The sequence below is a fragment of the Achromobacter agilis genome (assembly GCF_900496965.1).
Taxonomy (GTDB): domain Bacteria; phylum Pseudomonadota; class Gammaproteobacteria; order Burkholderiales; family Burkholderiaceae_B; genus Achromobacter; species Achromobacter agilis.
Window position 1 is genome coordinate 100,863 of record NZ_UFQB01000017.1, and the last position, 21,741, is coordinate 122,603.

26 protein-coding genes are annotated in these 21,741 nt (G+C 67.4%); 8 read left to right on the forward strand and 18 right to left on the reverse strand.

Annotation, left to right across the window (positions count from 1 at the left end; genetic code table 11):
- Position 1: 1 nt before the first annotated feature.
- The 3 genes from AGI3411_RS19515 to AGI3411_RS19525 all read right to left on the reverse strand — a co-directional run bounded on the left by AGI3411_RS19515 (position 2) and on the right by AGI3411_RS19525 (position 2,267).
- Positions 2-712: a glutathione S-transferase family protein gene (locus AGI3411_RS19515; RefSeq protein WP_129528991.1), complete on the reverse strand. Its 711-nt coding sequence runs from the start codon at positions 710-712 to the stop codon at positions 2-4.
- 118 nt (positions 713-830) lie between these two features.
- Entirely contained in the window at positions 831-1,244 is a 414-nt protein-coding gene (locus AGI3411_RS19520) for a DUF4168 domain-containing protein (RefSeq protein WP_129528992.1), read from the reverse strand.
- A 210-nt stretch (positions 1,245-1,454) separates the two neighbouring features.
- Positions 1,455-2,267: a sulfite exporter TauE/SafE family protein gene (locus AGI3411_RS19525; protein WP_129528993.1), complete on the reverse strand. Its 813-nt coding sequence runs from the start codon at positions 2,265-2,267 to the stop codon at positions 1,455-1,457.
- A 125-nt stretch (positions 2,268-2,392) separates the two neighbouring features.
- Here AGI3411_RS19525 and AGI3411_RS19530 point away from each other — a divergent pair, with 125 nt between their 5' ends.
- Both AGI3411_RS19530 and AGI3411_RS19535 read left to right on the forward strand, forming a co-directional pair.
- Positions 2,393-3,160: an AraC family transcriptional regulator gene (locus tag AGI3411_RS19530; RefSeq protein WP_129528994.1), complete on the forward strand. Its 768-nt coding sequence runs from the start codon at positions 2,393-2,395 to the stop codon at positions 3,158-3,160.
- A 26-nt stretch (positions 3,161-3,186) separates the two neighbouring features.
- Positions 3,187-4,386, forward strand: a complete 1,200-nt coding sequence (locus AGI3411_RS19535; protein ID WP_129528995.1) for an FAD-dependent oxidoreductase — start codon at positions 3,187-3,189, stop codon at positions 4,384-4,386.
- A gap of 13 nt (positions 4,387-4,399) precedes the next feature.
- Here AGI3411_RS19535 and trhA read toward each other — a convergent pair whose 3' ends face one another.
- Positions 4,400-5,044 (reverse strand): PAQR family membrane homeostasis protein TrhA, encoded by a 645-nt coding sequence (trhA, locus tag AGI3411_RS19540; protein WP_129528996.1) that lies wholly within the window; start codon positions 5,042-5,044, stop codon positions 4,400-4,402.
- 215 nt (positions 5,045-5,259) lie between these two features.
- Here trhA and AGI3411_RS19545 point away from each other — a divergent pair, with 215 nt between their 5' ends.
- Both AGI3411_RS19545 and AGI3411_RS19550 read left to right on the forward strand, forming a co-directional pair.
- Entirely contained in the window at positions 5,260-6,333 is a 1,074-nt protein-coding gene (locus AGI3411_RS19545) for an extracellular catalytic domain type 1 short-chain-length polyhydroxyalkanoate depolymerase (RefSeq protein WP_129528997.1), read from the forward strand.
- An 86-nt stretch (positions 6,334-6,419) separates the two neighbouring features.
- Positions 6,420-6,935: a DUF1993 domain-containing protein gene (locus AGI3411_RS19550; RefSeq protein ID WP_129528998.1), complete on the forward strand. Its 516-nt coding sequence runs from the start codon at positions 6,420-6,422 to the stop codon at positions 6,933-6,935.
- 12 nt (positions 6,936-6,947) lie between these two features.
- Here AGI3411_RS19550 and AGI3411_RS19555 read toward each other — a convergent pair whose 3' ends face one another.
- Together AGI3411_RS19555 and AGI3411_RS19560 are read right to left on the reverse strand one after the other, a co-directional pair.
- Positions 6,948-7,454 carry a VOC family protein gene (locus AGI3411_RS19555; RefSeq protein WP_129528999.1) on the reverse strand — a complete coding sequence of 169 codons (507 nt, stop codon included), beginning with the start codon at positions 7,452-7,454 and terminating at the stop codon, positions 6,948-6,950.
- A 65-nt stretch (positions 7,455-7,519) separates the two neighbouring features.
- Positions 7,520-7,876 (reverse strand): DUF1428 domain-containing protein, encoded by a 357-nt coding sequence (locus AGI3411_RS19560; protein ID WP_129529000.1) that lies wholly within the window; start codon positions 7,874-7,876, stop codon positions 7,520-7,522.
- 181 nt (positions 7,877-8,057) lie between these two features.
- Here AGI3411_RS19560 and AGI3411_RS19565 point away from each other — a divergent pair, with 181 nt between their 5' ends.
- Entirely contained in the window at positions 8,058-9,026 is a 969-nt protein-coding gene (locus AGI3411_RS19565) for a GlxA family transcriptional regulator (RefSeq protein WP_129529001.1), read from the forward strand.
- Between the two features lie 12 nt (positions 9,027-9,038).
- On the opposite strand, the gene AGI3411_RS19570 is transcribed toward AGI3411_RS19565, so the two are convergent.
- The 4 genes from AGI3411_RS19570 to AGI3411_RS19585 all read right to left on the reverse strand — a co-directional run bounded on the left by AGI3411_RS19570 (position 9,039) and on the right by AGI3411_RS19585 (position 12,183).
- Positions 9,039-9,491 (reverse strand): GNAT family N-acetyltransferase, encoded by a 453-nt coding sequence (locus tag AGI3411_RS19570; RefSeq protein WP_129529002.1) that lies wholly within the window; start codon positions 9,489-9,491, stop codon positions 9,039-9,041.
- A gap of 18 nt (positions 9,492-9,509) precedes the next feature.
- The gene (locus tag AGI3411_RS19575; protein WP_129529003.1) at positions 9,510-10,064 is read right to left on the reverse strand and encodes a hypothetical protein; all 555 of its coding nucleotides are present in this window, start codon (positions 10,062-10,064) and stop codon (positions 9,510-9,512) included.
- 251 nt (positions 10,065-10,315) lie between these two features.
- Positions 10,316-11,200, reverse strand: coding sequence for a TauD/TfdA dioxygenase family protein (locus AGI3411_RS19580; RefSeq protein WP_129529004.1), 885 nt, complete (start codon positions 11,198-11,200; stop codon positions 10,316-10,318).
- A 14-nt stretch (positions 11,201-11,214) separates the two neighbouring features.
- Positions 11,215-12,183: a Bug family tripartite tricarboxylate transporter substrate binding protein gene (locus AGI3411_RS19585; RefSeq protein ID WP_129529005.1), complete on the reverse strand. Its 969-nt coding sequence runs from the start codon at positions 12,181-12,183 to the stop codon at positions 11,215-11,217.
- Between the two features lie 95 nt (positions 12,184-12,278).
- Here AGI3411_RS19585 and AGI3411_RS19590 point away from each other — a divergent pair, with 95 nt between their 5' ends.
- Positions 12,279-12,926, forward strand: coding sequence for an IclR family transcriptional regulator (locus AGI3411_RS19590; RefSeq protein ID WP_129529006.1), 648 nt, complete (start codon positions 12,279-12,281; stop codon positions 12,924-12,926).
- A 9-nt stretch (positions 12,927-12,935) separates the two neighbouring features.
- Here AGI3411_RS19590 and AGI3411_RS19595 read toward each other — a convergent pair whose 3' ends face one another.
- The gene (locus AGI3411_RS19595) at positions 12,936-13,340 is read right to left on the reverse strand and encodes a RidA family protein (protein ID WP_129529007.1); all 405 of its coding nucleotides are present in this window, start codon (positions 13,338-13,340) and stop codon (positions 12,936-12,938) included.
- 141 nt (positions 13,341-13,481) lie between these two features.
- On the opposite strand from AGI3411_RS19595, the gene AGI3411_RS19600 reads away from it, so the two are divergent.
- Positions 13,482-14,420: a LysR family transcriptional regulator gene (locus AGI3411_RS19600; RefSeq protein ID WP_129529008.1), complete on the forward strand. Its 939-nt coding sequence runs from the start codon at positions 13,482-13,484 to the stop codon at positions 14,418-14,420.
- Positions 14,421-14,464: 44 nt separating this feature from the next.
- On the opposite strand, the gene AGI3411_RS19605 is transcribed toward AGI3411_RS19600, so the two are convergent.
- Together AGI3411_RS19605 and AGI3411_RS19610 are read right to left on the reverse strand one after the other, a co-directional pair.
- Positions 14,465-16,180, reverse strand: a complete 1,716-nt coding sequence (locus AGI3411_RS19605; protein WP_129529009.1) for an N-acyl-D-amino-acid deacylase family protein — start codon at positions 16,178-16,180, stop codon at positions 14,465-14,467.
- Positions 16,181-16,207: 27 nt separating this feature from the next.
- On the reverse strand, positions 16,208-17,218 hold the full coding sequence (locus AGI3411_RS19610) for a Bug family tripartite tricarboxylate transporter substrate binding protein (RefSeq protein ID WP_129529010.1): 1,011 nt from the start codon (positions 17,216-17,218) through the stop codon (positions 16,208-16,210).
- Between the two features lie 162 nt (positions 17,219-17,380).
- Between AGI3411_RS19610 and AGI3411_RS19615 the strand changes: the two genes are divergently transcribed.
- Positions 17,381-18,334 (forward strand): LysR family transcriptional regulator, encoded by a 954-nt coding sequence (locus tag AGI3411_RS19615; protein ID WP_129529011.1) that lies wholly within the window; start codon positions 17,381-17,383, stop codon positions 18,332-18,334.
- A gap of 10 nt (positions 18,335-18,344) precedes the next feature.
- On the opposite strand, the gene AGI3411_RS19620 is transcribed toward AGI3411_RS19615, so the two are convergent.
- From AGI3411_RS19620 to ppk2, 5 genes are all read right to left on the reverse strand, one after another.
- Positions 18,345-18,800: a DUF1801 domain-containing protein gene (locus AGI3411_RS19620; protein ID WP_129529012.1), complete on the reverse strand. Its 456-nt coding sequence runs from the start codon at positions 18,798-18,800 to the stop codon at positions 18,345-18,347.
- Positions 18,801-18,838: 38 nt separating this feature from the next.
- Positions 18,839-19,285, reverse strand: a complete 447-nt coding sequence (locus AGI3411_RS19625) for an SRPBCC family protein (RefSeq protein WP_129529013.1) — start codon at positions 19,283-19,285, stop codon at positions 18,839-18,841.
- Positions 19,286-19,389: 104 nt separating this feature from the next.
- Positions 19,390-20,118, reverse strand: a complete 729-nt coding sequence (locus AGI3411_RS19630) for a TerC family protein (RefSeq protein WP_129529014.1) — start codon at positions 20,116-20,118, stop codon at positions 19,390-19,392.
- A 194-nt stretch (positions 20,119-20,312) separates the two neighbouring features.
- Positions 20,313-20,567 carry an RNA-binding protein gene (locus AGI3411_RS19635; protein ID WP_129529015.1) on the reverse strand — a complete coding sequence of 85 codons (255 nt, stop codon included), beginning with the start codon at positions 20,565-20,567 and terminating at the stop codon, positions 20,313-20,315.
- A 63-nt stretch (positions 20,568-20,630) separates the two neighbouring features.
- Positions 20,631-21,452, reverse strand: coding sequence for a polyphosphate kinase 2 (ppk2, locus tag AGI3411_RS19640; RefSeq protein WP_129529016.1), 822 nt, complete (start codon positions 21,450-21,452; stop codon positions 20,631-20,633).
- Between the last annotated feature and the right edge of the window lie 289 nt (positions 21,453-21,741).

The following is a 21,741-nucleotide window of genomic DNA, read 5'->3' on the forward strand; positions in this document are numbered from 1 at the left end:
ACTACGTGGCGGGCAAGCTTTCAGTCGTCGGAGCGGCGCGCGCCATGCCGCCGAAGGCGTCCAGCAGCCGCTCGCGCCAGGCGTGCACGGGGTCGTCGCCGGCCAGCAGTTCGAGGGGACTGGTGCAGCGGGCCCACATGAACATGCCGAATACGGCGTAGTCCGCATACGCGGGCTGTTCGCCCGCCAGCCACGGTTGACGGCTCAGCGTTTGCCGCAGGGGCAGCAGCGATGCGCGCAGCGCCGCGATTTGTTCGCCATAGCCGGCGGGCAGGTCTTCAAGCTTTCCGAAGCGCTTTTCACGCGTTGCGCGGAAGTAGTCCTTGTCCTTGTCGTGGATCAGTCCATGGATGCTCGGCAGCAGCAGGCGCGCCAGCGTGGGCACCAGCGTGGCGTCCGTCCAGGCGTTCGCGAACAGGCTCAGCGCGCGGCCGGCTTCGCCGCCGAACAGCGACGGGCGCTCGGGGAAGGCCTCTTCGAGATAGCAGGCGATTTGCCACGAGTCGCTGACCACGTGCGTGCCGTTCACCAGCACCGGCACCAGCTTCTGGCCGGAGAAGTCGATGGCTTCCTTCTCGGTGAAGCGCCAGGGCACGGTCTTGGCGGACAGGCCCTTGTGGGCCAGCGCCATGCGCGTTTTCCAGCAATGCGGGCTGAACCGCAGCGACGGGTCGGCGCCCGCCAGGTCATAGAGGGTGAGATCCGGCATCAAGATTCCGCGCTCCTTCGTGAGAACTGGGGGAGAAACGGAAACAGGATAACTGCAGAACGAAAAAACGCCACCCGCCCTCCCGGGCGCGTGGCGTTTGCCGCGGCGGGGGGCGGCGGCGTTACTTGGCGGCGGGGCCGCCCTTGCTCATGCCCATCACGCGCTGCTTGAGCTGGGGATCCTGCTGCACGGCCTGGCCGATGCCGTTGAATTCCTCAACGGTCAGGCCGTCCGCGCGGACCAGTTGCACCATCTTGGCGTCCGCTTCCTCGACGACCTTCTGCTTGGCTTCGTCCGTCTTGGCGGCGTCGACCTTGGGCCGGTATTCGTCCACGACGCCGGAAATCTTCTGCGATGCCGACGCGAAACGCTGCAGTTGCTGGTCGGTCGGTTGAATCGCGGGCGGGGGCGCCATTTGCTGCTGCGCCTGGGCCTGGCCTTGCGCCTGGCCGGCTGGTTGGGCAAAGGCGGGGGCACCGGACAGCGCCGTCGTCAGCAGGGCGGCGGATAGGAATGCGTAAGTGGAACGCTGCATGAAACCTCCATGTTCCGGTTGAATGTCTGGCCATGATGACCATCGGGCCGGCCCAGGGGCAAGTTTCTCGATGTGTTTTCCTGTGTCGGCAGGCCACGGGATGCGCGAGCGGCGCGGGAGGGGGCTCCCCGCGGCGCGCTGGAAACGTTTTGCGCGCTTTCGTAGTCGCTGCTGGCCGCGATGTTTCCTTAGGTGTTCGGCGTCCGGGCCCTAGACCGCTAGCATGCTCAGCATGACCAGCGCCAGCAGCAGCACGTAGACGCGGGCATGCAGGCGGTCGGGGATGCGGGGAATCAGGGGCGCCGCCAGGCGGATGCCCGCCAGCGAGCCCAGCGCCAGGGCGGCGAAGGCCAGCAGGTCCACGTAGCCCACGATCCACGGTGCCAGGGCATCGGGCAGGCCGCGGGCCGCCGCCATGTAGGCCAGTGTGCCGACGATGGCAACGGGCAGCGTCAGCGGGTTGGCCATCGCCGCCGCCTTGGACATGGGCAGGCCCCGGCGCCGCAGCAGCGGCACCGTCATGACGCTGCCGCCGACCCCCAGAAAGGCCGCGATCACGCCGATGGCCACCCCGCCGCCCACCATGACGCCTTGGCCCAGCGGACGCGGGCGGGTGTCGCCTTGCGCCATGAAGCCCTGGCGCAGCAGGCAATCCAGGATGGTCACGCCCAGGTAGGCGATGAAGGCGTACCGCACGAGTCCGCCGCTGGCCTGGGTGGCGGCCAGCGCACCGAGCAGGGAACCCGCCGCGATGAAGGCCGCCAGCGGCCAGACATAGGCGCGCACGATGTTGCCGGCGCGCTGGTGCTTGCGCGTGGCCGCGACCGAGTTGACGATCATGACGCAGGTGGACGTGGCCACCGCGATGTGCATGGCCGACTGCCCGATGGCGTCCTGCGTGCCGTGGGTGGCGGTCAGCACGCCGTACAGCACGGGCACCACGACAAAGCCGCCGCCAAAGCCGAACAGCACGGTCGTCACGCCGCTGAGGCAACCGAAAAACGCCAGAACCAGATAAACCATGCTGCCCGTCCTTCCAGGGGAAAACCGTCACGATACGGCCGCGAGGTTTGGCCCGCTTTCGAGGATTGGACAATAATGTTCGTATTTCGGCCATCCGATACGCCGCCAGGCAGGCGGACCCAGCCATGCGCAACGCCCATATCGACCGTTACGACCATCTGGACCGGCCCGTCGTGGCCATCGGCAACGACTACGGCCCCGGCCAGCTGCTGCCGGCGCACGCGCACCGCCGAGCCCAGTTGCTGTATGGCGCGACCGGGGTGATGCAGGTCGCCACCCGCGATGGCAACTGGGTCGTGCCGCCGCAGCGCGCCGTCTGGATCCCCGCGGGCGTGACGCACGAGGTCCGCATGCTGGGCGTCAGCACGCGCAGCGCTTACATAGCGCCGGGGGCGGCGCGCGCCCAGGGCCTGGCCTGCGAGGTAGTCGAGGTGTCGCCGCTGCTGCGGCAGTTGCTGATGGACGCCGTGGACATGCCCGTCGACTACGACCAGGCCGGGCGTGACGGCGCGCTGGCGGCCTTGCTGCTGCATGAGGTGGAGCGCGCGCCGGTGCTGCCCCTGCATATCCCGCTGCCGGCCGATGAGCGCCTGGCGGCCCTGTGCCGGGCGTTCATCGCCGCGCCCGACGTGCGCGCCGCGCCGCAAGCCTGGGCCCGCCGCCTGCACATGAGCCCGCGCACTTTCAGCCGCCATTTCCGCGAACAGACGGGTATGGCGTTCTCGGAATGGCGCCAGCGGGCCTGCGTGGTGCTGGCGCTGTCGCGGCTGGCCTCGGGCGCGCCGGTCACCATCATCGCGCTGGATTTCGGCTACCAGAGCCCGGCCGCGTTTTCCACGATGTTCCGGCGCATGCTGGGGCACCCGCCCACGGCGTACCTGCGCCAGGGCTAGGGCCTGTTGGTACTATGCCGGCACTCATGACGCAACCGACCCCTTCCACGCATCCCCCCCTATCCATCGGCATCGCAGGCGCAGGCAGCGCCGGTCTGGCCACCGCCCTGGCGCTGGCGCGGGACGGCCACCAGGTGCGGGTGTTCGAGAAACACCACGGTTTCACCACCATGGGGGCGGGCCTGTTGCTGCAGCCGCCCGGTGTGCGCGCGCTGCGTACGCTGGGCGTGGACGTGGAGGCGTTGAACGTGGGCGCGCCCATCGACCGCCTGCTGGGCCTCTCGCACCGCGGTTGGCCGGTAGTGGATATCGACTACAAGGGCGACGGCGCGCGGGCCGTTACCCGGGCGGCATTGGGCGAAGTGCTGTTCGATGCCGCGCGGCGCGCAGGGGTCGCATTTTCGTTCGGCTGCCCGGTCGGCGTGCTCGACGTCCGGGAGGGAAAGGCGCTGGTGACGCACGGCGAGGGAGATAGCCAGGCCCAGTCCTGTTTCGATCTGTTCGTGGCGGCCGATGGCGCGGCCTCGGCGCTGCGCGAGCAGGCCGGGCTGGCCGCCAGTTCGCGCGCTTATGCCTGGGGCGCCTTGTGGGGCCAGTTCTGGGTTCCCGGCTGGGCGGGCGCGACGCAACTGCTGCAGCGGTTCCGCGGCACCCGCGAAATGATGGGCCTCCTGCCGACCGAAATCGGGCCGCAAGGCGTGCGCCTGTCGCTGTTCTGGAGCATCCGGCACGACGCCTTGCCGGCCTGGAGGGCCGCGCCGATCGGCGAATGGAAGGCGCGCCTGTTGTCCTTGTGGCCGGAGGCCGCGCCGGTGGTCGACCAGATTTCAAGGCACGAGGACCTGGCGGTCGCTACCTACCGCCACACCTGGCCGCGAGGATTGGCCAAGGGGCCGTACTGCGCGGTGGGAGACGCAGGCCACGCGATGAGTCCGCAACTGGGCCTGGGCACGACGCTTGCTGCGTTGGACGCCTTGGCGCTGGCGCGGGCGCTGGGCCGGCATGGCGTGGCGCGCGGGCCCGCGAAATACGCCCGCAGCCGGCTCATGCCGTCGCGGCTGTACCAGACGTTGAGCCGCGCGCTGACGCCTTGCTTTCAGGCATCGGGGCCGGGGCTGTGGCGCGACGTGTTGTTCGGCGGGGCCTTGCTGGTGCCCGGCATGCGCGGGCTGATGAAGCGCGGCCTGCTGGCCATGCCGCAACCGGCCGCGCCCCGCCGCCGTTGAGCCGGCCGCGCCGTCAGGCCGCGTACCAGAGCACCGCGAAGAAATGGCAGACGGTGCCGCCAAGCACGAACAGGTGCCAGACGAAGTGGCTGTAGCGCCAGCGGTTGTCGAGCACGAAGAACACCACGCCGCCCGTGTAGGCCAGCCCGCCCGCCACCAGCCACCATAGGCCGCCCGTGGGCACGCGTTCGATCAGGGGCTTCACCGCGATGAGCACCAGCCAGCCCATGGCCAGGTACAGCCCGGTGGAGAGGGCGGGGCGGTTGAGCCGTTTACTGGCCTTCAGCCCCACGCCGAGCAGGGCCATGCCCCACACCAGGCCGAACAGGGTCCAGCCCCAGGGCCCGCGCAGCGCGCCCAGCGCGAACGGCGTATAGGTGCCCGCGATCAGCAGGTAGATGGCAGAATGGTCCAGCACGTTGAAGAACTGCTTGGCGCGGCTGCGGGGCAAGGCGTGATAAATCGTGGAGGCCAGGTACAGCAGGCACATCGACGCGGCGAAGACCGCGGCCCCCGCGATGAACGCGGCGTCGCCCTGGCGCACCGCGGCGACGATCAGGATGGGCGCGGACGCCACGGCACCGGCGGCGCCGACGCCATGGCTGATGGTGTTGGCGATTTCCTCGCCGAGGGTCTGGGGTCTGTCGTCGGGAAACATGAATGCGTCTTGGTTGGCGGGAAGCTTCCACCATAGGCGTTTTGCTGCGCCGCCTCAAGGCCGCCGCCGCACTTTGCGCGCGCGATGCAAAGGCGGTTTGATCTTGTGCAAACCGGGGGCTGCCTCAGGCGGCGGTATACCCCTGGCGCGAAGTTACGGTGTGATACATTCCATGCCGGTGTCAAGCTCAACGGGTTTACTGGCCGAGGCCTAGAATGGCGCGCAGTTTTACCAGTCTGTTTTTCAAAACCGCGAAGAAACTCGGCAGGCTGCAACGCGCGGCGCTGCGCGCGGCGGCTCCCCAGGCCGCCCAGCGGCGCAGCGCTACCCGGCGCAAGGCGGCCGTCGCCGCCAGGCTGGCCGCCAAGTCCGTGGCGCCCGCGACGCCGTCTCTCGGCGGCGGCCGCTGGGAGGCCGGCCGGCAATTCTCCGACGGCCGGGGCCAGCGCCTCGGCTTCTCCCGCTATACGCCTGCTTGCGCCCCGCCGTCCGGCATGCCGCTCGTGGTCATGCTGCATGGCTGCAGGCAGACATCCCTGGCGTTCGCCCGCGGTTCCCGCATGAACCAATGGGCCGACGCGGGCGGCTTCATGGTGCTGTATCCGCAGCAGTCCCTCGCGCGCCAGGTGCAGCGCTGCTGGCGCTGGTTCCAGCCGGACGAAGCGCACGGCGGCGCGGAGGCCGACCTGATTGCCGCGCTGATCCGGTCGGAATCGGCAAAGTTCGATCTGGATCCCGGGCGCATCTACGTCGCCGGCTTGTCCGCCGGCGCCGGCATGGCCGCGCTGGTGGCCCTGCGGCATCCCCGCCTGATCGCCGCCGTCGCCATGCATTCGGGGCCCGTGGTGGGGGACGCCCACGGCGCGGCCAGCGGTATCGCCACCATGCGGCGCGGCACGCTCAAGCCGCTGCTGCCTCTGCTGGAGCGCGTGGCGGATCCCGCCGTCTTCCAGATGGGCATGCCGGCTATGATCCTGCACGGGCAGCTGGATCCGGCGGTGGCGCCGCGCAACGCGCGCCAGTTGTTCGAACAGTTCAGGGCGGTCAACGGCCTGTCGCCCGACAGCACGCCGATCGAGCACGTGCTGGGCCTGGGCACCGAAAAAGCCTATCGCCGGGTGGATATGCTGCGCGGTCAGAACACGGTGCTGCGCCTGTGCGAGATCACGCGGCTGGAGCACGCCTGGAGCGGCGGCGACCCGTCCATCCGGTATCACGGGAGCAGCGGACCGGACGCCTCGTCGCTGATCTGGCGCTTTTTCCAGGCGCAGCGGCGGACAGGGAACTGACCGGCCGGCGGGCATCAGGAACGGGGTATGCTCGACAGACCGGCGCATTGTGCGCCGGCCGCCAAGTTTTTTTGGGAACCAACGCCATGTCCCTGTCCCTGTACCAGGCTTGCGTGCCTGTCTTCATTCGCGGCCTGACCGTCCTGGCCGCCTTGCTGGAAAAGGGCGCTGCCCACGCCGCCGCGACGGGCGCCGATCCGGCCGAGCTCATCAATGCCCGTCTCGCGCCCGACATGTATCCGCTGTCCGGCCAGGTGCAGCGCGCCAGCGATGCCTCGAAATTCGCGGTGCAGCGCCTGTCGCGGGTGGAGGCGCCCAAGTTCCCCGACGAAGAAACCACGTTCGAGCAGCTGCAAGCACGCATCGCCGCGACGATCGCCTACCTGCAGAGCGTGACGGCGGACAAGCTGGATGGCGCCGAAAGCCGCAAGATCACGCTGGCTTTCGGCGACTTCAAGCAGGAGTTCCGGGGCGACGACTATCTGCTGACGTTCGCGCTGCCCAATTTCTATTTCCACGTTACGACGGCGTACGGCCTCCTGCGGCAGGCGGGCGTGAAGATCGGCAAGCTCGACTTCCTGGGGCCCTACCCGCAGGCCTGACGTGCGGCGGCCTTAGCCCGGCTGCTTCTTGGACGGGTCGCCGCAACCTTCCATCTCACCCATGTTGGCCATGTTCTGCTGGATCTCCTCCGGCGTCAGGTCGACCTTGTGCGTGGCGATGGACCAGCGGTGCCCGAACGGATCCACGACCTGGCCGTAGCGGTCGCCCCAGAACATGTCTGCCACAGGCATCGTCACCTGGGCGCCGGCGGCCACGGCCTGCTTCATGGCGGCGTCCACGTCGTCCACGTACAGATGCAGGGTGACCGGCGTCCCCTTCAGCGCCTTGGCTCCCAGGCTGCCCCATTCGGGGAAATCGTCCATCAGCATCAGGACGGAATCGCCGATGCGCACGGCCGCGTGCATGATCTTGCCGTTGGGGCCCGGGAGCCGCGCAAGCTCCTCGGCGTTGAAGGCTTTCTTGAAGAAGGCAATGGCGTCCGACGCGCCCTCGCACACGATGTGCGGGGTCAGCGTATGCATGCCTTCGGGAATGCTTCGGGTTGCAGGGGTGCCCATATCTCGTCTCCGGGATGTCCAATTGAAAAGAGGCGGGGACGGAATGTCCGGCCGCCCCGGTTGTCCTAGTTGCCCACCAGCGTGTTGAATCCCCCCCAGCACATCCGCTTGAAATCGAATACGCCTTCGCAACTCATGCCGTTCAGGCGCGGATCCGACATGACCTTGGCATTGATCTCGTCGCGCGCCGCCTTGCTGGCATAAAGGATCCACGCGAATACAACGGTCTCTCCCTCGCGCGCGCCGGCCGCGGCGCTGAACGGGGCGGAACCTTCCTTGTCGATGTCGTCCGCCACGCATTCGCGGTAGTCGAGCGCGCCATGTTCGAGCCAGACCGCCTGGGCCTGCTGCGCCATTTTTTTGTAGGCGTCCAGGTTGGCCTCGGGAACGCTCAACAGGTAACCGTCTATGTACTTTTCCATCATCGACTCCTTTGGTCCACGTTGTTCTATCGCGCTTCGGAACGCCCGCTAGCCGTCCGCCTCGCAACCCGGATCTGGCTCCGGTGAGTATCACTGTATCGGGATCGCGGGCGCTTTCCGATAGGCGATTGCGACAATCTTGAGGGTAGATTGCGACAGCCTGCAGGCGTATGCTTTGCAGATGAAAAACATCGCGTTCCTGCTGCCCCAAGGGGCCAATATCGCGTCCCTCGAAACCGCCCGGCATGGTTTTCTCGTCGCCAATGAATACCTGGCGGCACACGGGCGCGAGCCCCGGTTCAAGGTGCGCACCCTGGCGCTGACGCGCGAGGTCAGGCTGGACGACGGCCGCATCACCGTGCAGGCCGACCTGGTGCTGGCCGACGCGCAGGGTATCGATATCTGCATCGCGCCGCCGCTGCTGGGTTCGGTGTCCGACGCCGTGTTGTCCAACCGCGAACTCATCGATTGGCTGTCGCGGCACCACCGCGAAGGCGGGGAGGTCGCCAGCCTGTGCATGGGCGCCGCGCTCCTGGCGGCGGGCGGCATCCTGGACGGGCAGCAGGCCGTCGTGCACTGGGTCGCGCAGAACCTGTACGCGAGCCTCTTTCCCCGCGTGCAGTGGGTCAGCGACCGTGTCGTCATGGCCGACAACGGCATCTACACAAGCGGCGGCGCGTTTTCCGCCGCGCACCTGGTGCTGCACCTGATCGAGAAGTACACCGACCGCGACACCGCCATCTGGTGCGCCAAGTATTTCCAGCTTGACTGGAGCCGCCAGAGCCAGTTGCCGTTCTCGGTGTTCATGGGGCAGAAGGCGCACGCCGACGAGGTCGTGCGCGCCGTGCAGGATTACATCGAAGGCCGTTACACGGAAAAGATCACGGTCGAGGGGCTGGCCGGCCGCCACGCCATGGGCCGGCGCACCCTGGAGCGGCGTTTTCGCCAGGCTACGGGCAACAGCATCGTTGAATACGTGCAGCGCGTGCGCGTGGAAGCCGCCAAGAAGCGCCTGGAAACCTCGCGCAAGAGCGTGGCGGAAGTCATGTACGAGGTTGGCTACAACGACACCAAGGCGTTCCGCGATATTTTCAACAAGTACTGCGGCATGTCGCCGGTGGGATATCGCGAGCGCTACCACTTCCAGTAGCGGGGCGCGGCTTCAGCCCTGGTGGCGATACACGCGGGTGTCGCGCATGATGAAGCCCGCCGATTCATACAGGTGATGGGCCGACAGCCGGCCGGGATTGGACGTCACGTCCAGCGTCTTCGCGTTCAGTTCGCGGCTCTTGGCGATGGCCGCGTGCGTCAGCGCCATGCCGACCTTCAACCCGCGCGCCTGTTCGTCCACCACCACGTCCTCGATCCAGGCCCGCACGCCCGTGGGGATGCGGAAATGCACCAGCGTCAGCGTGCCGACGATGCGCCGGTCTTCGCCCATGGTGGCGATGAACACATGGTTGGAGGGCGAGCGGATGATTTCGTCCAGTGTCTCGCGCGACAACGGCGGAGCGGTCCGGGACAGCTGGGGCAGCAGGCGCGCAAACGCCGCGACCAGCGCGCCATCGGCCTGTGTGGCCAGCGCGACTTCGACGTGATTTCCCAAAGGTTTCACCGGGGTCTCCCGCGAGGGCTACCTTGATGTTGTAGCCCACACCCGGTCCGGATACCAAGCGGTGAATTTCATGGCCCCGGCAAGGGCGGCGACCGTCACCGCGATCGCGATGGCCTGCGGCAGCTCCGGCCGGTATGCCAGCAGCGCGTCCGTCGCCACCATGACCGCGAACGCCAGTGCCCAGGCAACGGCAATCGCATACTTCACGCGCACGAACGGCGGGCTCTTCCAGACATACTCGGGTTCCTTTTCGCGCGCATATTCCAGCGTGAACGGCCGGCGCAACGCGATGGTCAGCAGCACGAGAAACAACATGCCCGTGTCCACCCGCAGGCGCGTTTCGCCGATCGTCCAGGATTCACCGTCGGCCATCGGGGCGTACACCGTCAGCCCCGCGAACAGCACGAACGAGCCGGCTTCCAGGAGCTTCACGCGCCGTTCGGGGCTGATCCAGTCGCGCAGCACCAGCCCGGCGGACACGAACGCGCCTGCCGCCAATCCTTCGAGCACCCCGACAGCCCTTTCGATGATGACAAACATGATGAAGGGCGCGAACGCCAGCAGGATGTTCATCTGGATTCCCCGACCTTGAGCGTTTGCCGCGTCGCCGTGAGAATCAAGACGCGAACGTGTCTATTTCTGCCTGCCCGCCAGGGTGGGGCATATTTCGCCGTTCGTCCATCGACCGCCTGGACGGGCGCGGAAGGTGGCAGCCATCCTTCCGGCGGTAGGGGGATGGTCGCCGCATCGGCCGGCCGGCTGGCGCGCACCGGGAAAAAGGCGTCATGCCTTCGTTCCCATCCGCGCCGCCGGCCGGGCGATGGTTACCGCGCGGGCTGCCCGGCCGCGATCGGCCTGTCGCCGGCTATCGTGGTCCGGTGCATCTCGCGGTCGAAGCCGTCGTAGTCGTTCATCGCCAGATGCTGCGTGCAGCGGTTGTCCCACAGCGCCAGCGACCCCGGCGTCCACCGGAAGCGGCAGGTGAATTCCGGCCGCGCCGCATGGCGGTACAGGAACTGCAGCAACGGTTCGCTTTCTTCGGCGGTCATGCCGTCGAAGCGCAGCGTGTAGGTGCTGTTCACGTACAGGGCCTGCCTGCCCGTGGCCGGGTGCACCCGCACCACGGGGTGGATCACTTCGTTGCTTGCGCGGTCGTCGGTGCGCACGTCCATCTTGTGGGCCGGATCGCCGTTGTTCACCACGGCGCCGCCCGCGCCGTACGAGCGGACCGGGCTGTGGACGGCGCCCAGGCCGTCCAGGATCTGCTTCAGCCGGTCGGACAGCGCGTCGTAGGCCCGGTACATGTTCGCCCACATCGTGTCGCCGCCGTAGGGCGGAATGACGCGGCCGTAGAGCGCCGAGCCCAACGGCGGCGCTTCGGCGTAGCTCATGTCCGTGTGCCAGAGGCCGCCGAACAGGCGGCGTGTGCTTTCGGCCTTGCCCTTCATCACGGGCAGGATCGTCGGGTGGCCCTCCAGCGCCCGCACGAACGGCACTTCCAGCAGCTCGCCGAAGCGCTTGCTGAAGTCGATGTGCTGCTGCGGGCTCAGCTGCTGGTCGCGGAAGAAAATCACCAGGTGCTCGTGCAGCGCGGTGCGGACTTCCTCGAACTGATCGTCCGACAGCGGGCGCGACAGGTCCAGGCCCTGGATTTCGGCCCCCAGCGCGCCGGCGATCGGGCGGGTTTCCAGATGGCGATACGTGGTCATGCTTGTCTCCTTGCTTATTGACGCTTGATCTGCGCGTTGCGCACCAGCGCGCCCCATTTCTCGGTTTCCGATGCGATATAGCGTCCGAAGCCGGCGGGCCCTTCGGCCGCGATAATGCCGCCCATGGCCCCGATCTGGTCGCGCACGTCGGGTTGCGCCAGCACCGCGAGCAGTTCCTTGTTCAGGCGTTCGACGACGGGCTTGGGCGTGGCGGCCGGCGCCAGCACCCCGAACCATCCGGCGATTTCATAGCCCGGCAGGCCGGCCTCGGCCATCGTCGGCACATCGGGCAATTGCGGCGACCGCGCCGCGCTGGTGATCGCGAGCGCCCGCAGCTTGCCGGCCTTCACGAGCTGCAGCGCCGACGGCATGTTGTCGAACATCATCGGCACGTGCCCGGCCACCGTGTCGTTCAGGCCCGGCGCGCTGCCCCGGTACGGCACGTGTGTCAGGCGCAGGCCCGCCGACGATGCGAACAGCTCGCCGGCCAGGTGCAGCGAGGTGCCCGCGCCCGGCGTGGCGTAGCCCATCGGCGCCGGCGCCTTCTTTGCGTACGCGATCAGCTCCTGCACCGACCGTACCGGCAGCGCGGGATTCACCACGAGGAGATTGGGCACGCTCATCAGCATCGTCACCGGCGCCAGGTCGCGCTGCGGCTGATAGGGCAGGTCGGGATACAAGGCGGGGTTGATCGAGATGGGGCCGATATTGCCCATCACGATGGTGTAGCCGTCCGCCGGCTGTTTCACGGCGAAGTCCGTGCCCACGTTGCCGCCGGCCCCCGCCTTGTTCTCCACGATGACCGGCTGGCCCAGCCGTTCCCCGAGTTTGTGGCTGACCAGCCGGGCCAGCATGTCCGTGGATCCGCCGGGCGGGTAGGGCACGATCCATTTGATCGGTTGCGACGGCCAGGGGGCTTGTGCTGCGGCGGGCCCCATACAGAGGGCGAGGCCCGCCGCCAAGGCGAGTGCGATGCGTTTCATGCGTTTTGTCTCCTTCCCGGGCTCTCCGGTCTTGCCGGGAGCATCGTTTATGTGTATTGTTCACCTAGTGATCAATATGTTTATCAGGTGAACGCATGAAGAATAATAGATCGATCCAGCGGTGTCTATCCATCATGCGGGCCTTCCGCGGCAATGGCCGGCCCACGCTGGCGGAGCTGGCGCGCGCCGTCGAGCTGCCGCACGCGACCGTGCTGCGCTTTCTGCAGACGCTGGAGGAAGAGGGCTATGCCGCGCGCGAAGACAGCCGCTGGCGCCTCACGCCGCAAGTCTTCGAACTGGGGTTCGCGGCCATGGACAGCCTGGGCGTGACCGACGCCGTGCAGCAGATACTGCAGCGCCTGGCCGATGCCTATTCGGGCACGTCCAACCTGGGCGAGGCCAATCCGGAAGGCGTCATCATCATCGGCCGCGCCATGGCGCCGGCCGAGCGCAGGCGCCTGGTGGTCATGAACCTGCGCGTAGGCAGCGTGCTGCCGCCCTCGAGCGCGCTGGCGGGCGGCCTGCGCCTGCCGCAGGGGCAGTGGAGTCGCTACGATTACCCGGACAGCAACCAGGTTTCGGTGGCGGTCCCGGTGCCGCAGGCCGGCCCGCGCGTGCTGTCGGTAGGCATTTCGGTGTCGGTGTCGGAGGTCGTGGGCGACCTTCTGGAAACCGAAATGGTGCCCGCGTTGCAGCAGGCGGCGGAAACCATTTCCGGGGTGATCCGCGTCGGCGTGGTGTGAGGGGACCGGTCAGCCGCCCGGTGCCTGCGGCAGCTTTGCGATCACCTTGATCTCGAACTGGAAGCCGTAGAGCCACGTCACGCCAACGGCGGTCAGCGTGGGGTGCGGAGCATCGCCCCAGTACTCCGGCACTACCTCCCAGATCGCCTCGAACGTCGACTCGGGATCGACCATGAACACCGTGACGTCCACCACGTCGTCGAAGCTGGCCCCCGCCTCGGCCAGGATGGCCTGCAGGTTTTCGAAGGCGAGCCTGACCTGCGCCTGCAGGTCGGGCTCGGGCGAGCCGTCCTCGAGGCTGCCGACCTGTCCCGACACGAACAGGAAACCGTTGGACCTGACCGCCGGCGAGTAGCGGTTCCGGTCATAAAGCGCCCGGCGCCCGGGCGGAAAAACGACATCGCGCGTTGCCATGAGTGTCCTCCATGAATGGGCCGAAACCGGCCCGGCATCAACGATCCGGGGACTGTAAGCGGCCGGCGGCGCCGGATAAACCGGCAAGTCCGATCTTCACTATTTGTAGAATCCAAACAATCAGCCAGACAGGGAGCAGGGATGGATCGTTTCGATGCGATGCAGGCGTTCGCCCGCGTGGTGGAAACCGGCAGCTTCACGAAGGCGGCCGAGACGCTCCACCTGAGCAAGACCAGCGTGACGCAGTTGATCCAGCAACTGGAGGCGAGGTTGCGGGTCAAGCTGCTGAACCGCACCACGCGCAAGGTCAACGTCACGGCGGATGGGGCCGCCTACTACGAGCGCGTGCTGCGCCTGCTGGCCGACCTGGACGACGCCGAGACCAGCCTGTCCGGCGCGTCGGCCTTGCCACGGGGGCGGCTGCGGGTGGACGTGCCCAGCCCGCTGGCCCGCTTGATCCTCGTGCCGGCGCTGCCGGCGTTCCACGCCCGCTATCCCGACATCCAGCTCGACATGGGCGTCAGCGACCGCATCGTGGATCTGATCGGCGAGAACGTGGACTGCGTCGTGCGGGGCGGCGAACTGGCGGACCAGTCGCTGATGGCGCGGCGCGTGGCCGACCTGCAGCTGGGCGTGTATGCGGCGCCCGCCTATCTGGCGCGCGCCGGTTCGCCGTCGCATCCCGGCGAGCTGGAAGACACGCATCACCGCATCGTCGGATTCCTGTGGTCGCGCACGGGCAAGGCCTTGCCGTACGCGATGCGCCGGGGCGGCGAACGCATCAACGTGCAGGGCCGCCACGTGCTGGCGGTAGACGACGGCAATGCCTACCTGGCCGCGGGCCTGGCGGGGCTCGGTGTGCTTTGGCTGCCGGACTATATGTCCCGGGCGCATGTGGAAAGCGGCGAGCTGGTGCCGTTGTTCGGTGACTGGCGCCTCGATCCGATGCCGATGTACGTGGCGTTTCCGCCCAACCGCCACGTCAGCGCCAAGCTGCGCGTATTCATCGATTGGATCGCGGCGCTGATGGGCCAGTACGCGCCCGCGCCCGCGCACGGCCGCGACACGCCGCAGGACTGACACGGCCGGCCTCGGCCATTGCGCGGGGCCGGCGCGTGCAGTCTTCAGGCCGGCTGCCGCATCGCGCCGCGCAGGAGCTTGCCGGGCAGCTGGCCGGTGGCCGCGCCCTCCTCGAAGATGGGAACCCCGTCGACCAGCGTCGCCAGGTAGCCGTCGGCGCGCTGGACGAGGCGGCGGCCGCCGCCCGGCAGGTCGAACACCATCTCGGGGCAATGCACTTTCACCGCGGCGGGGTCGATGATGTTGACGTCGGCCTTGTAGCCCGGGCGCAGCAGGCCGCGGTCGAGCAGTCCATAGACGTTGGCGGTATCGCGGGTCTGGCGTTTGACCACGTGTTCCAGGCCCAGCAGCGGCCCCCGGCGGCGGTCGCGGGTCCAGTGGCTGAGCATAAAGGTGGGCATGCTCACGTCGCAGATGTAGCCGCAGTGCGCGCCGCCGTCGGACAGGCTGTTCACCGTATTGGGGTGCTGCATCAGCTGGTGCAGATGGTCCAGGTTTTCGTACGAATAGTTGAAGGACGGGTAGTAGAGGATGGCCTGGCCATCGTTCTCCAGCATGAGGTCGTAGACGATCTCCAGCGGGGGGCGGCCGCTGCGCTGCGCCATGGCGGCCACGCTTTCCTCGGGCACCGGCTCGTAGTCGGGATCGTTGCCCAGCCGGTAGATCTTGTGGAAGCTGCTGAACAGCGTTTCGGCGCGGCGGTCGAGCAGGCCGCGCTGCTCGTTCATGATGCGGTTGCGCGTTTCGGGATCGCGCAGTCGGGCGAGCTTCTCCGGCAGGGGCAGGGCGTGCAGCGCCTGATAGCTGGGGTGCGCGATGAACGGGTGCAGAGTGCTCTGCCATGAAAACAGGATGCCCAGCGGCCGTCCACTGATGCCCGCGAGCAACGGCACGCCTTCCTGGCGCGCGCGGTCCAGGCTGCGCACGATCTGCTTCCAGACGTCGGGCGCCGCATCCGTCTGCTGCAGATTGAAGAGCACCGGCAGGCGGTTGTGGCGCGCCAGCTGTTCCAGCCAGGGCATTTCGCCTTCCATGGCGGGATGGTTCGCCGTCATCTGGAAGACGCCGTGGCCTACCTCGCCCATGACCGACCCCAGCGCGGTGATTTCCTCGCCGGTGGCGAAGGTGCCGGGCGGATACTTGCGCTCGTCGTACTTGTGCAGGAACGTGCGCGAAGTCGAAAACCCGACCGCGCCGGCGACCAGCGCTTCGCGCACGACCTCGCGCATGGCGACCAGGTCGGCGGGCGAGGCTTCGTCGTGATGGATGGCGCGCTCGCCCATTACATAGGCGCGGACGGCGCTGTGCGGGATCTGCGCGCCTACGTCCAGCGCCTTGGGGCGGCGGTCCAGCGCGTCGAGGTATTCGGGGAAGGTTTCCCAATCCCACTGGATGCCTTCGGACAGCACCGAACCGGGAATGTCCTCTACGCCCTCCATGACCTTGATGAGCCAGTCGCGGCGGTCCGGCTTCACCGGCGCGAAGCCCACGCCGCAATTGCCCATGATGGCCGTGGTGACGCCATGCCAGGTGGACGGGCTGAGGTAGGGATCCCAGGTGGCCTGGCCGTCGTAGTGGGTGTGGATGTCGACCCAGCCCGGCGCGACCAGGCAGCCGTCGGCCCGGATCTCGCGCCGGCCCGCGGCGGCTTTGCCTTCGGCCAGGACGACGCGGCCGCCGTCGATGGCGATGTCGCCGGTGCGGCGGGGCTGGCCCGACCCATCGACGATCGTGCCGCCGCGTATGACCAGATCATGCATTGCGCTCTCCTTTGGACTCGCGCGGGGTTACTGGAGGACCAGACCGATGCGCCGGATCACGGCGCCCCAGCGGTCGCTGTCTTTCTGGACGATCTGCGAGAACTCCTTCGGCCCCGCGCCGCTGACTTCATTGCCTTGCGACACGATGCTCTGGGTCACCTCGGCGGTATCCAGCGCTTCGCGGAATACCTGCGCGACGCGTTCGGCCAGCGCGGGCGGCATGTCGCCGGGCCCGAAAATGCCTTGCCAGCCGACGATGTCCAGGCCGGGAATGCCCTGTTCCTTCAAGGTCGGCAGGTCCGGCAGCACGCTCAGGCGCCGGTCCGTGGCCGGGCCCAGCAGCTTGACCTTGCCGGCGCGCGCGTTCTCCACGGCGGTTGCCGTGCCGTCGAAATAGACCTGCACTTCGCCGGCCAGCAGCGCGCGGCTGGCGTCGGCCGTGCCCTTATACGGCACGTGCACGATGTCGATGCCGGTCTGCTGCTTCAGGATTTCGCCGTTCAGGTGCGACGTGGATCCCAGGCTGTACGACCCGAAATTCAGCTTGCCGGGGTGCGCCCGCGCGTAGTCGATCATTTGGGCCGTGGTCGAGAAGGGGGCATCCTTGTTGGCGACCAGCACCGTGGCCGAACGCACCACCTGCAGGACGGGCGTGAAGTCCTTGACCGGGTCGTACGGCAGCTTTTTGTACAAATGCGGGTTCTGGGTATGCGTGACGACGATGGTGTATAGCAGGGTGTAGCCATCGGGGTTGGCGCGCGCCACTTCCTGCGCCCCGATCATGGTGCCCGCGCCGGGCTTGTTGTCCACGATCACCGGCGCGCCGGTCTGTTGCGTGACCTTCATCGCCAGCATGCGCGCCAGCGAGTCCGAGCCGGACCCGGCGGGAAACGGCACCACCAGGCGGATGGGCTTGCCGCCGCCGGGCCAGGGCGGCGCCTGTGTGGCGGGAGCGGCCGCCGCCGAAAGACAGGCCAGGGCGCCCAGCATCGCAGCGCCGCCACTACCCAACAATTTCAAAAAAGATTTGCGGTTCATGTCGTCTCCTCCTGGGGGGTAGGCAATGTCGGGCATTGCTCTGGATTGCGGTTCACCACAGGGCGGCCGGTGCTGCATTTTTTCCGTCGCGGCAACTTGTTTTAGTCTTGCCATTGACCGGAATCAAATGCATATTTGGCTGAATCTTGATGAGAAAAATGCATGAGCCTCTCGATTCGGTCGCTCCAGCACTTCGCCGTGCTCGCGGAGGAAAAGCACTTCTCGCGCGCGGCGCAGCGTCTGCACCTCACGCAGTCCGCGCTGACCCGCAGCATCCAGGCCCTGGAGGATTCCCTGGGCCTGGTGCTGGTCGACCGCGCGTCGACAGGCGTTGTGCCCACGCAGGCCGGGCGCACCGTGCTGGAACGCGCGCAGCGTATCCTCGGAGAAACCCGCGACCTGCGCCGCGAGGCCGAGCTGATCCGCGGGCATGACACCGGCCGTGTGAACCTGGGCGTAGGCGTGTTTCCGGCGGCTGGGTTCCTGTCGCTGTTGCTGGTGCGCATCGCGCGCGAGCATCCGGGCCTGAGCGTGCACGTCGAAGTGGAAAGCTGGCAGCGCCTGCTGGACAAACTGCTGCAGGACAAACTGGATTTCGCGGTGGCCGTCACCCACAGCCTGCCGCCGCCGGACGACTTCGCGGTGCGGCCCCTGCCGCCCCAGCACGGAGGCCTGTTCACGCGCGCCGGCCATCCGCTGCAGGGCGTGGCCAAGCCCCGGCTGCGCGCGGCGCTGGGGCAGTACCGCCTGGCCGCCACCGACCTGCCGCCGAAGGCGCGCGACTACCTGGCCCGCCTCTACCAGGTAACGCGGGACGAATTGCCCATCGCCTTCGAATGCGACAGCGTTGCTGCGCTGCGGGACGTGGCCCTGGGCAGCGACGTGGTGCTCTTCTGCACGCGCGAGGCCATCGCCGCCGAACTGGAGCTGGGCCTGCTCGCCCCGCTGCCGCTGGCGTATCCGGCCACCGGCCAGCTCACCCACAACGTCATCCACCGGGCCCGCCGCACGCTGTCGCCAACCGCGGAACGCGTTATCGAGCTGGTGCAGGAACTGCTCGAGCAGGCTGCCGCGCCGCGCGTCCCGGCCAGGAAGCCGCGGCGCTCCCGGGCCTAACGGCGCCGGTTCACATCCGTTCGCCGGGCAGTTCGCTGGCCTGCTTTACCCAGGCCAGGAACTGGGCTTCGTCCAGCGTGTGGTCCTCGCGGATGTCGAGATAGCGCGTGCCCGGCATCTTGGACGCGCCGGGCGGGACGGGCTGCAGCGACGCGCCCTGGAAGAACGCCACCTTCACGTACTTCGTGAAGCAATGGATGCTGAGAAACCAGCTTTGGCCGTCCATGCCGTACAGCGGCGAATTCCATTTGACCGCCTTGCGCACGCCGGGAACGGCCTGCACGATCAGCGCGTCCAGCCGACGGCCGAGCCCGCTTTTCCAGCCCGGCATGGCCGCGATGTAGGCCTGCACCGGCGTATCGCCCGCGCCTTTGGGGATTTGCGGATTGCCGCCGGACAGCAGGACGGGTTGTCCATCCGGCTGGCTGGCGGCCTTTGCCGGCCTGGCCGGTCGCTTGTCGGTCATGTGTCGGTTCCTTGGGCTGCGAGGAAGGCGGGCGGCGTTCAGTCAGGGATGTCGGGTTCGACCAGGCGGCGCAGCTGATCCAGCGAATCCTGCCAGCCCAGATAGCACATCTCCGTGGGAATCATTTCGGGGATGCCTTCCTGGCGTATGGTGATTTCCGTGCCGCAGGAGACCTGGCGCAGCGTGATGGTCGTTTGCATTTGGCCCGGCAGGTTCGGATCGTCAAACTGGTCCGAGTAGCGGATTTTCTCGTTCGGGACGAGTTCCAGGTATTCGCCGCCGAAGTCGTGGCTCTTGCCGCTTCCGAAGTTGCGGAACGACATCTGGTGCCTGCCGCCGACCTTGGCGTCCAGTTGATGGACCAGGCAAGTGTAGCCGTAAGGAGGAAGCCAGCGCGCGATGGCGTCGGGTTCAAGGAACGCCCGGTAGATGCGCTCGGGTGGCGCGCTCATGACGCGATGGAGATTGACAGTGCCGGTAGTCATGGTGAGTCCGCCTTTCAGAAAGTTGTGCGTACTGACACGACGTACCAGTGGACCGGAAATCGACATGGCCGGCCCTGGGGAAAACCCTCGATACGAATATTCCGTTACGAACTTGACGCGGGTTCGCCGCCCGCCGGGCGGTTGCGCCGGCGGCGCGCCGCCAGCCATTTTCCCGCCACGATGACCAGCGCCGCGCCCGCCAGTTCGACGGCCATCTTGAGCAGGGGAGCGGGCTGCCCCCAACGTTCGACGATGAAGATGTCGGTGATCAGCATGCCGCCCGCGATCCACCCCAGCAGCCCCGCGCCGAGCGTGACGGCCACCGGAAAGCGGTCGATCAGCTTCAGGACCAGGGTGCTGCCCCACACGATGATGGGCACGCTCACGCACAGGCCGAAGATGACGTAGTACAGCTGGTGGTCGGCCTGAGTGTTCTGGGCGGCGCCCGCGATGGCGATGACGTTGTCCAGGCTCATCGCGAAATCGGCCAGGATGATGGTCTTGATGGCGGACAGCACGGTCGTGCCGCCGGCGATGTTGCCGTGCGCGTCTTCTTCCGGCGCCAGCAACTTAATGCCGATCCACACCAGCAGCAGGCAGCCCAGGGCCTTCAGGAAAGGGATATCCAGCAGCACGAGCGCGAAGGCGATCAGCAGAACCCGGAGCAGGACGGCGCCGGCGGTGCCCCACAGTATGCCCCGCATCCGCTGCGGAGCCGGCAGGTTGCGGCAGGCCAGCGCGATCACGACGGCGTTATCGCCGCCAAGCAGAATATCGATGAGGATGATCTGGAATATGGCGCCCCAATGGAACGTCTCGATGGCCTCGAGCATAGGTATCCCGCCGAAAAGAACGATGGAGCGCAGCGTGTTGCGCGGCACTGAGAATGCGGCGCCTGCCCTGCGCGTTTCCGGGTCATTCTAGGCAAGGCGCGCGCCGGATCCGCGAGTACTGGCGCTGCGTTCATGGTTATGGATGTGGAGCCGTCCGCCGCATCGGAGCCGATCCCGGCCGGCGTTGCGCCGCGTCAGGGGATCGGATCCCGCATGACCAGCGCGGAAATCGTGTGGTTCTTCCAGAAGACCTGATGGATGCGGGGCAGCAGGATGCGCAGCGCCGCGGCGCTGCAATCGTCGAAGGTCACCAGGACGGCTGGCCGTTCCCCGGCGCTGGATACGCGTTGGATGCGGTCGAAAACGGGAAAGCCGTACTTGACGAGAAACGCGCGGATGTCGTCGTCGCTGGTGCTTTCTTCGATGTGGTTGATCAGTAGCGCAGCCAAGATCGATTCTCCTCGGGGTGCGGCCGGACCAAGGCGCATGCGGCGCCATCGGCGCCGCAGCGGTCAGAACAGCTCGGGAACGTGCCTCAGCGGGTGGTTCGGCTCGCGGTAGTCGCCGGCCTTCTGCCGCTTCGGCAGCTTGACCTTGGCCCTGGGCAGGGGCTCGTAAGGAATGCTTGCGAGCAGATGGCTGATGATGTTCAGCCGCACCCGCTTCTTGTCGTTGGACTGCGCGACGAACCAGGGCGACAGGTCCGTGTCGGACGCCAGGAACATGTCGTCGCGCGCGCGGGAATAGTCGTACCAGCGGCTGTACGAATCCAGGTCCAGCTTGGAGAGCTTCCAGATCTTGCGCTCGTCGTTGATGCGGGCCTGGAGCCGGCGGGTCTGTTCTTCCTGGCTGACCTCCAGCCAGTACTTGAGCAGAAGGACCCCGGAACCGATGATCGCGCGCTCGACGAGCGGAACCGCCCGCAGGAAGATCTTGACCTCTTCCTTGGAGCAGAACCCCATCACGCGCTCGACCCCCGCGCGGTTGTACCAGCTGCGGTCGAAGATCACGACCTCGCCGGCAGCCGGCAGGTGCGGAAGATACCGCTGCATGTACATCTGCGTTTTCTCGCGGTCGGACGGGGCGGGGAGGGCGATGACGCGGAACACCCGCGGGCTCACGCGTTCCGTGATCGCCTTGATCGTGCCGCCCTTGCCCGCGCCATCGCGTCCTTCGAACACGATGCAGACTTTGGCGCCGGTCCGGACGACCCATTCCTGGAGCTTGACCAGTTCGATGTGCAGGCGCGCCAGTTCCTTGCCATACGCCTTTGCCGAAAGCTTGGTTTGCGCTGGCTGCTTGCCCTGTTCTGCTGCCTTCTTCCGAGCGTTCATGATGGCACTCCAGAGTGCACTGCGGGGAACCTGCGTATCGTGGCGCGATTTCGACTGTAGCGCCAGCCGCTCGGGCTGTACATGGGTAGAATCGGGGTTGGCATTCGGCGGGGGTTGGCATTCGGCGGGCGGGTGCCGGCGCCATACTTTCCGCCTAGTCTTTTCTCGTGCTCCCCCCTCTGGCGAGAAGCGGAAAAGGCCAATAGAATCGATTGGCGCGTTGCAATCCCTTCATGCAGCGGCTGCGGCCACCCAAGGAGAACCGTCCTCTTTCGATTTCGACCACCCG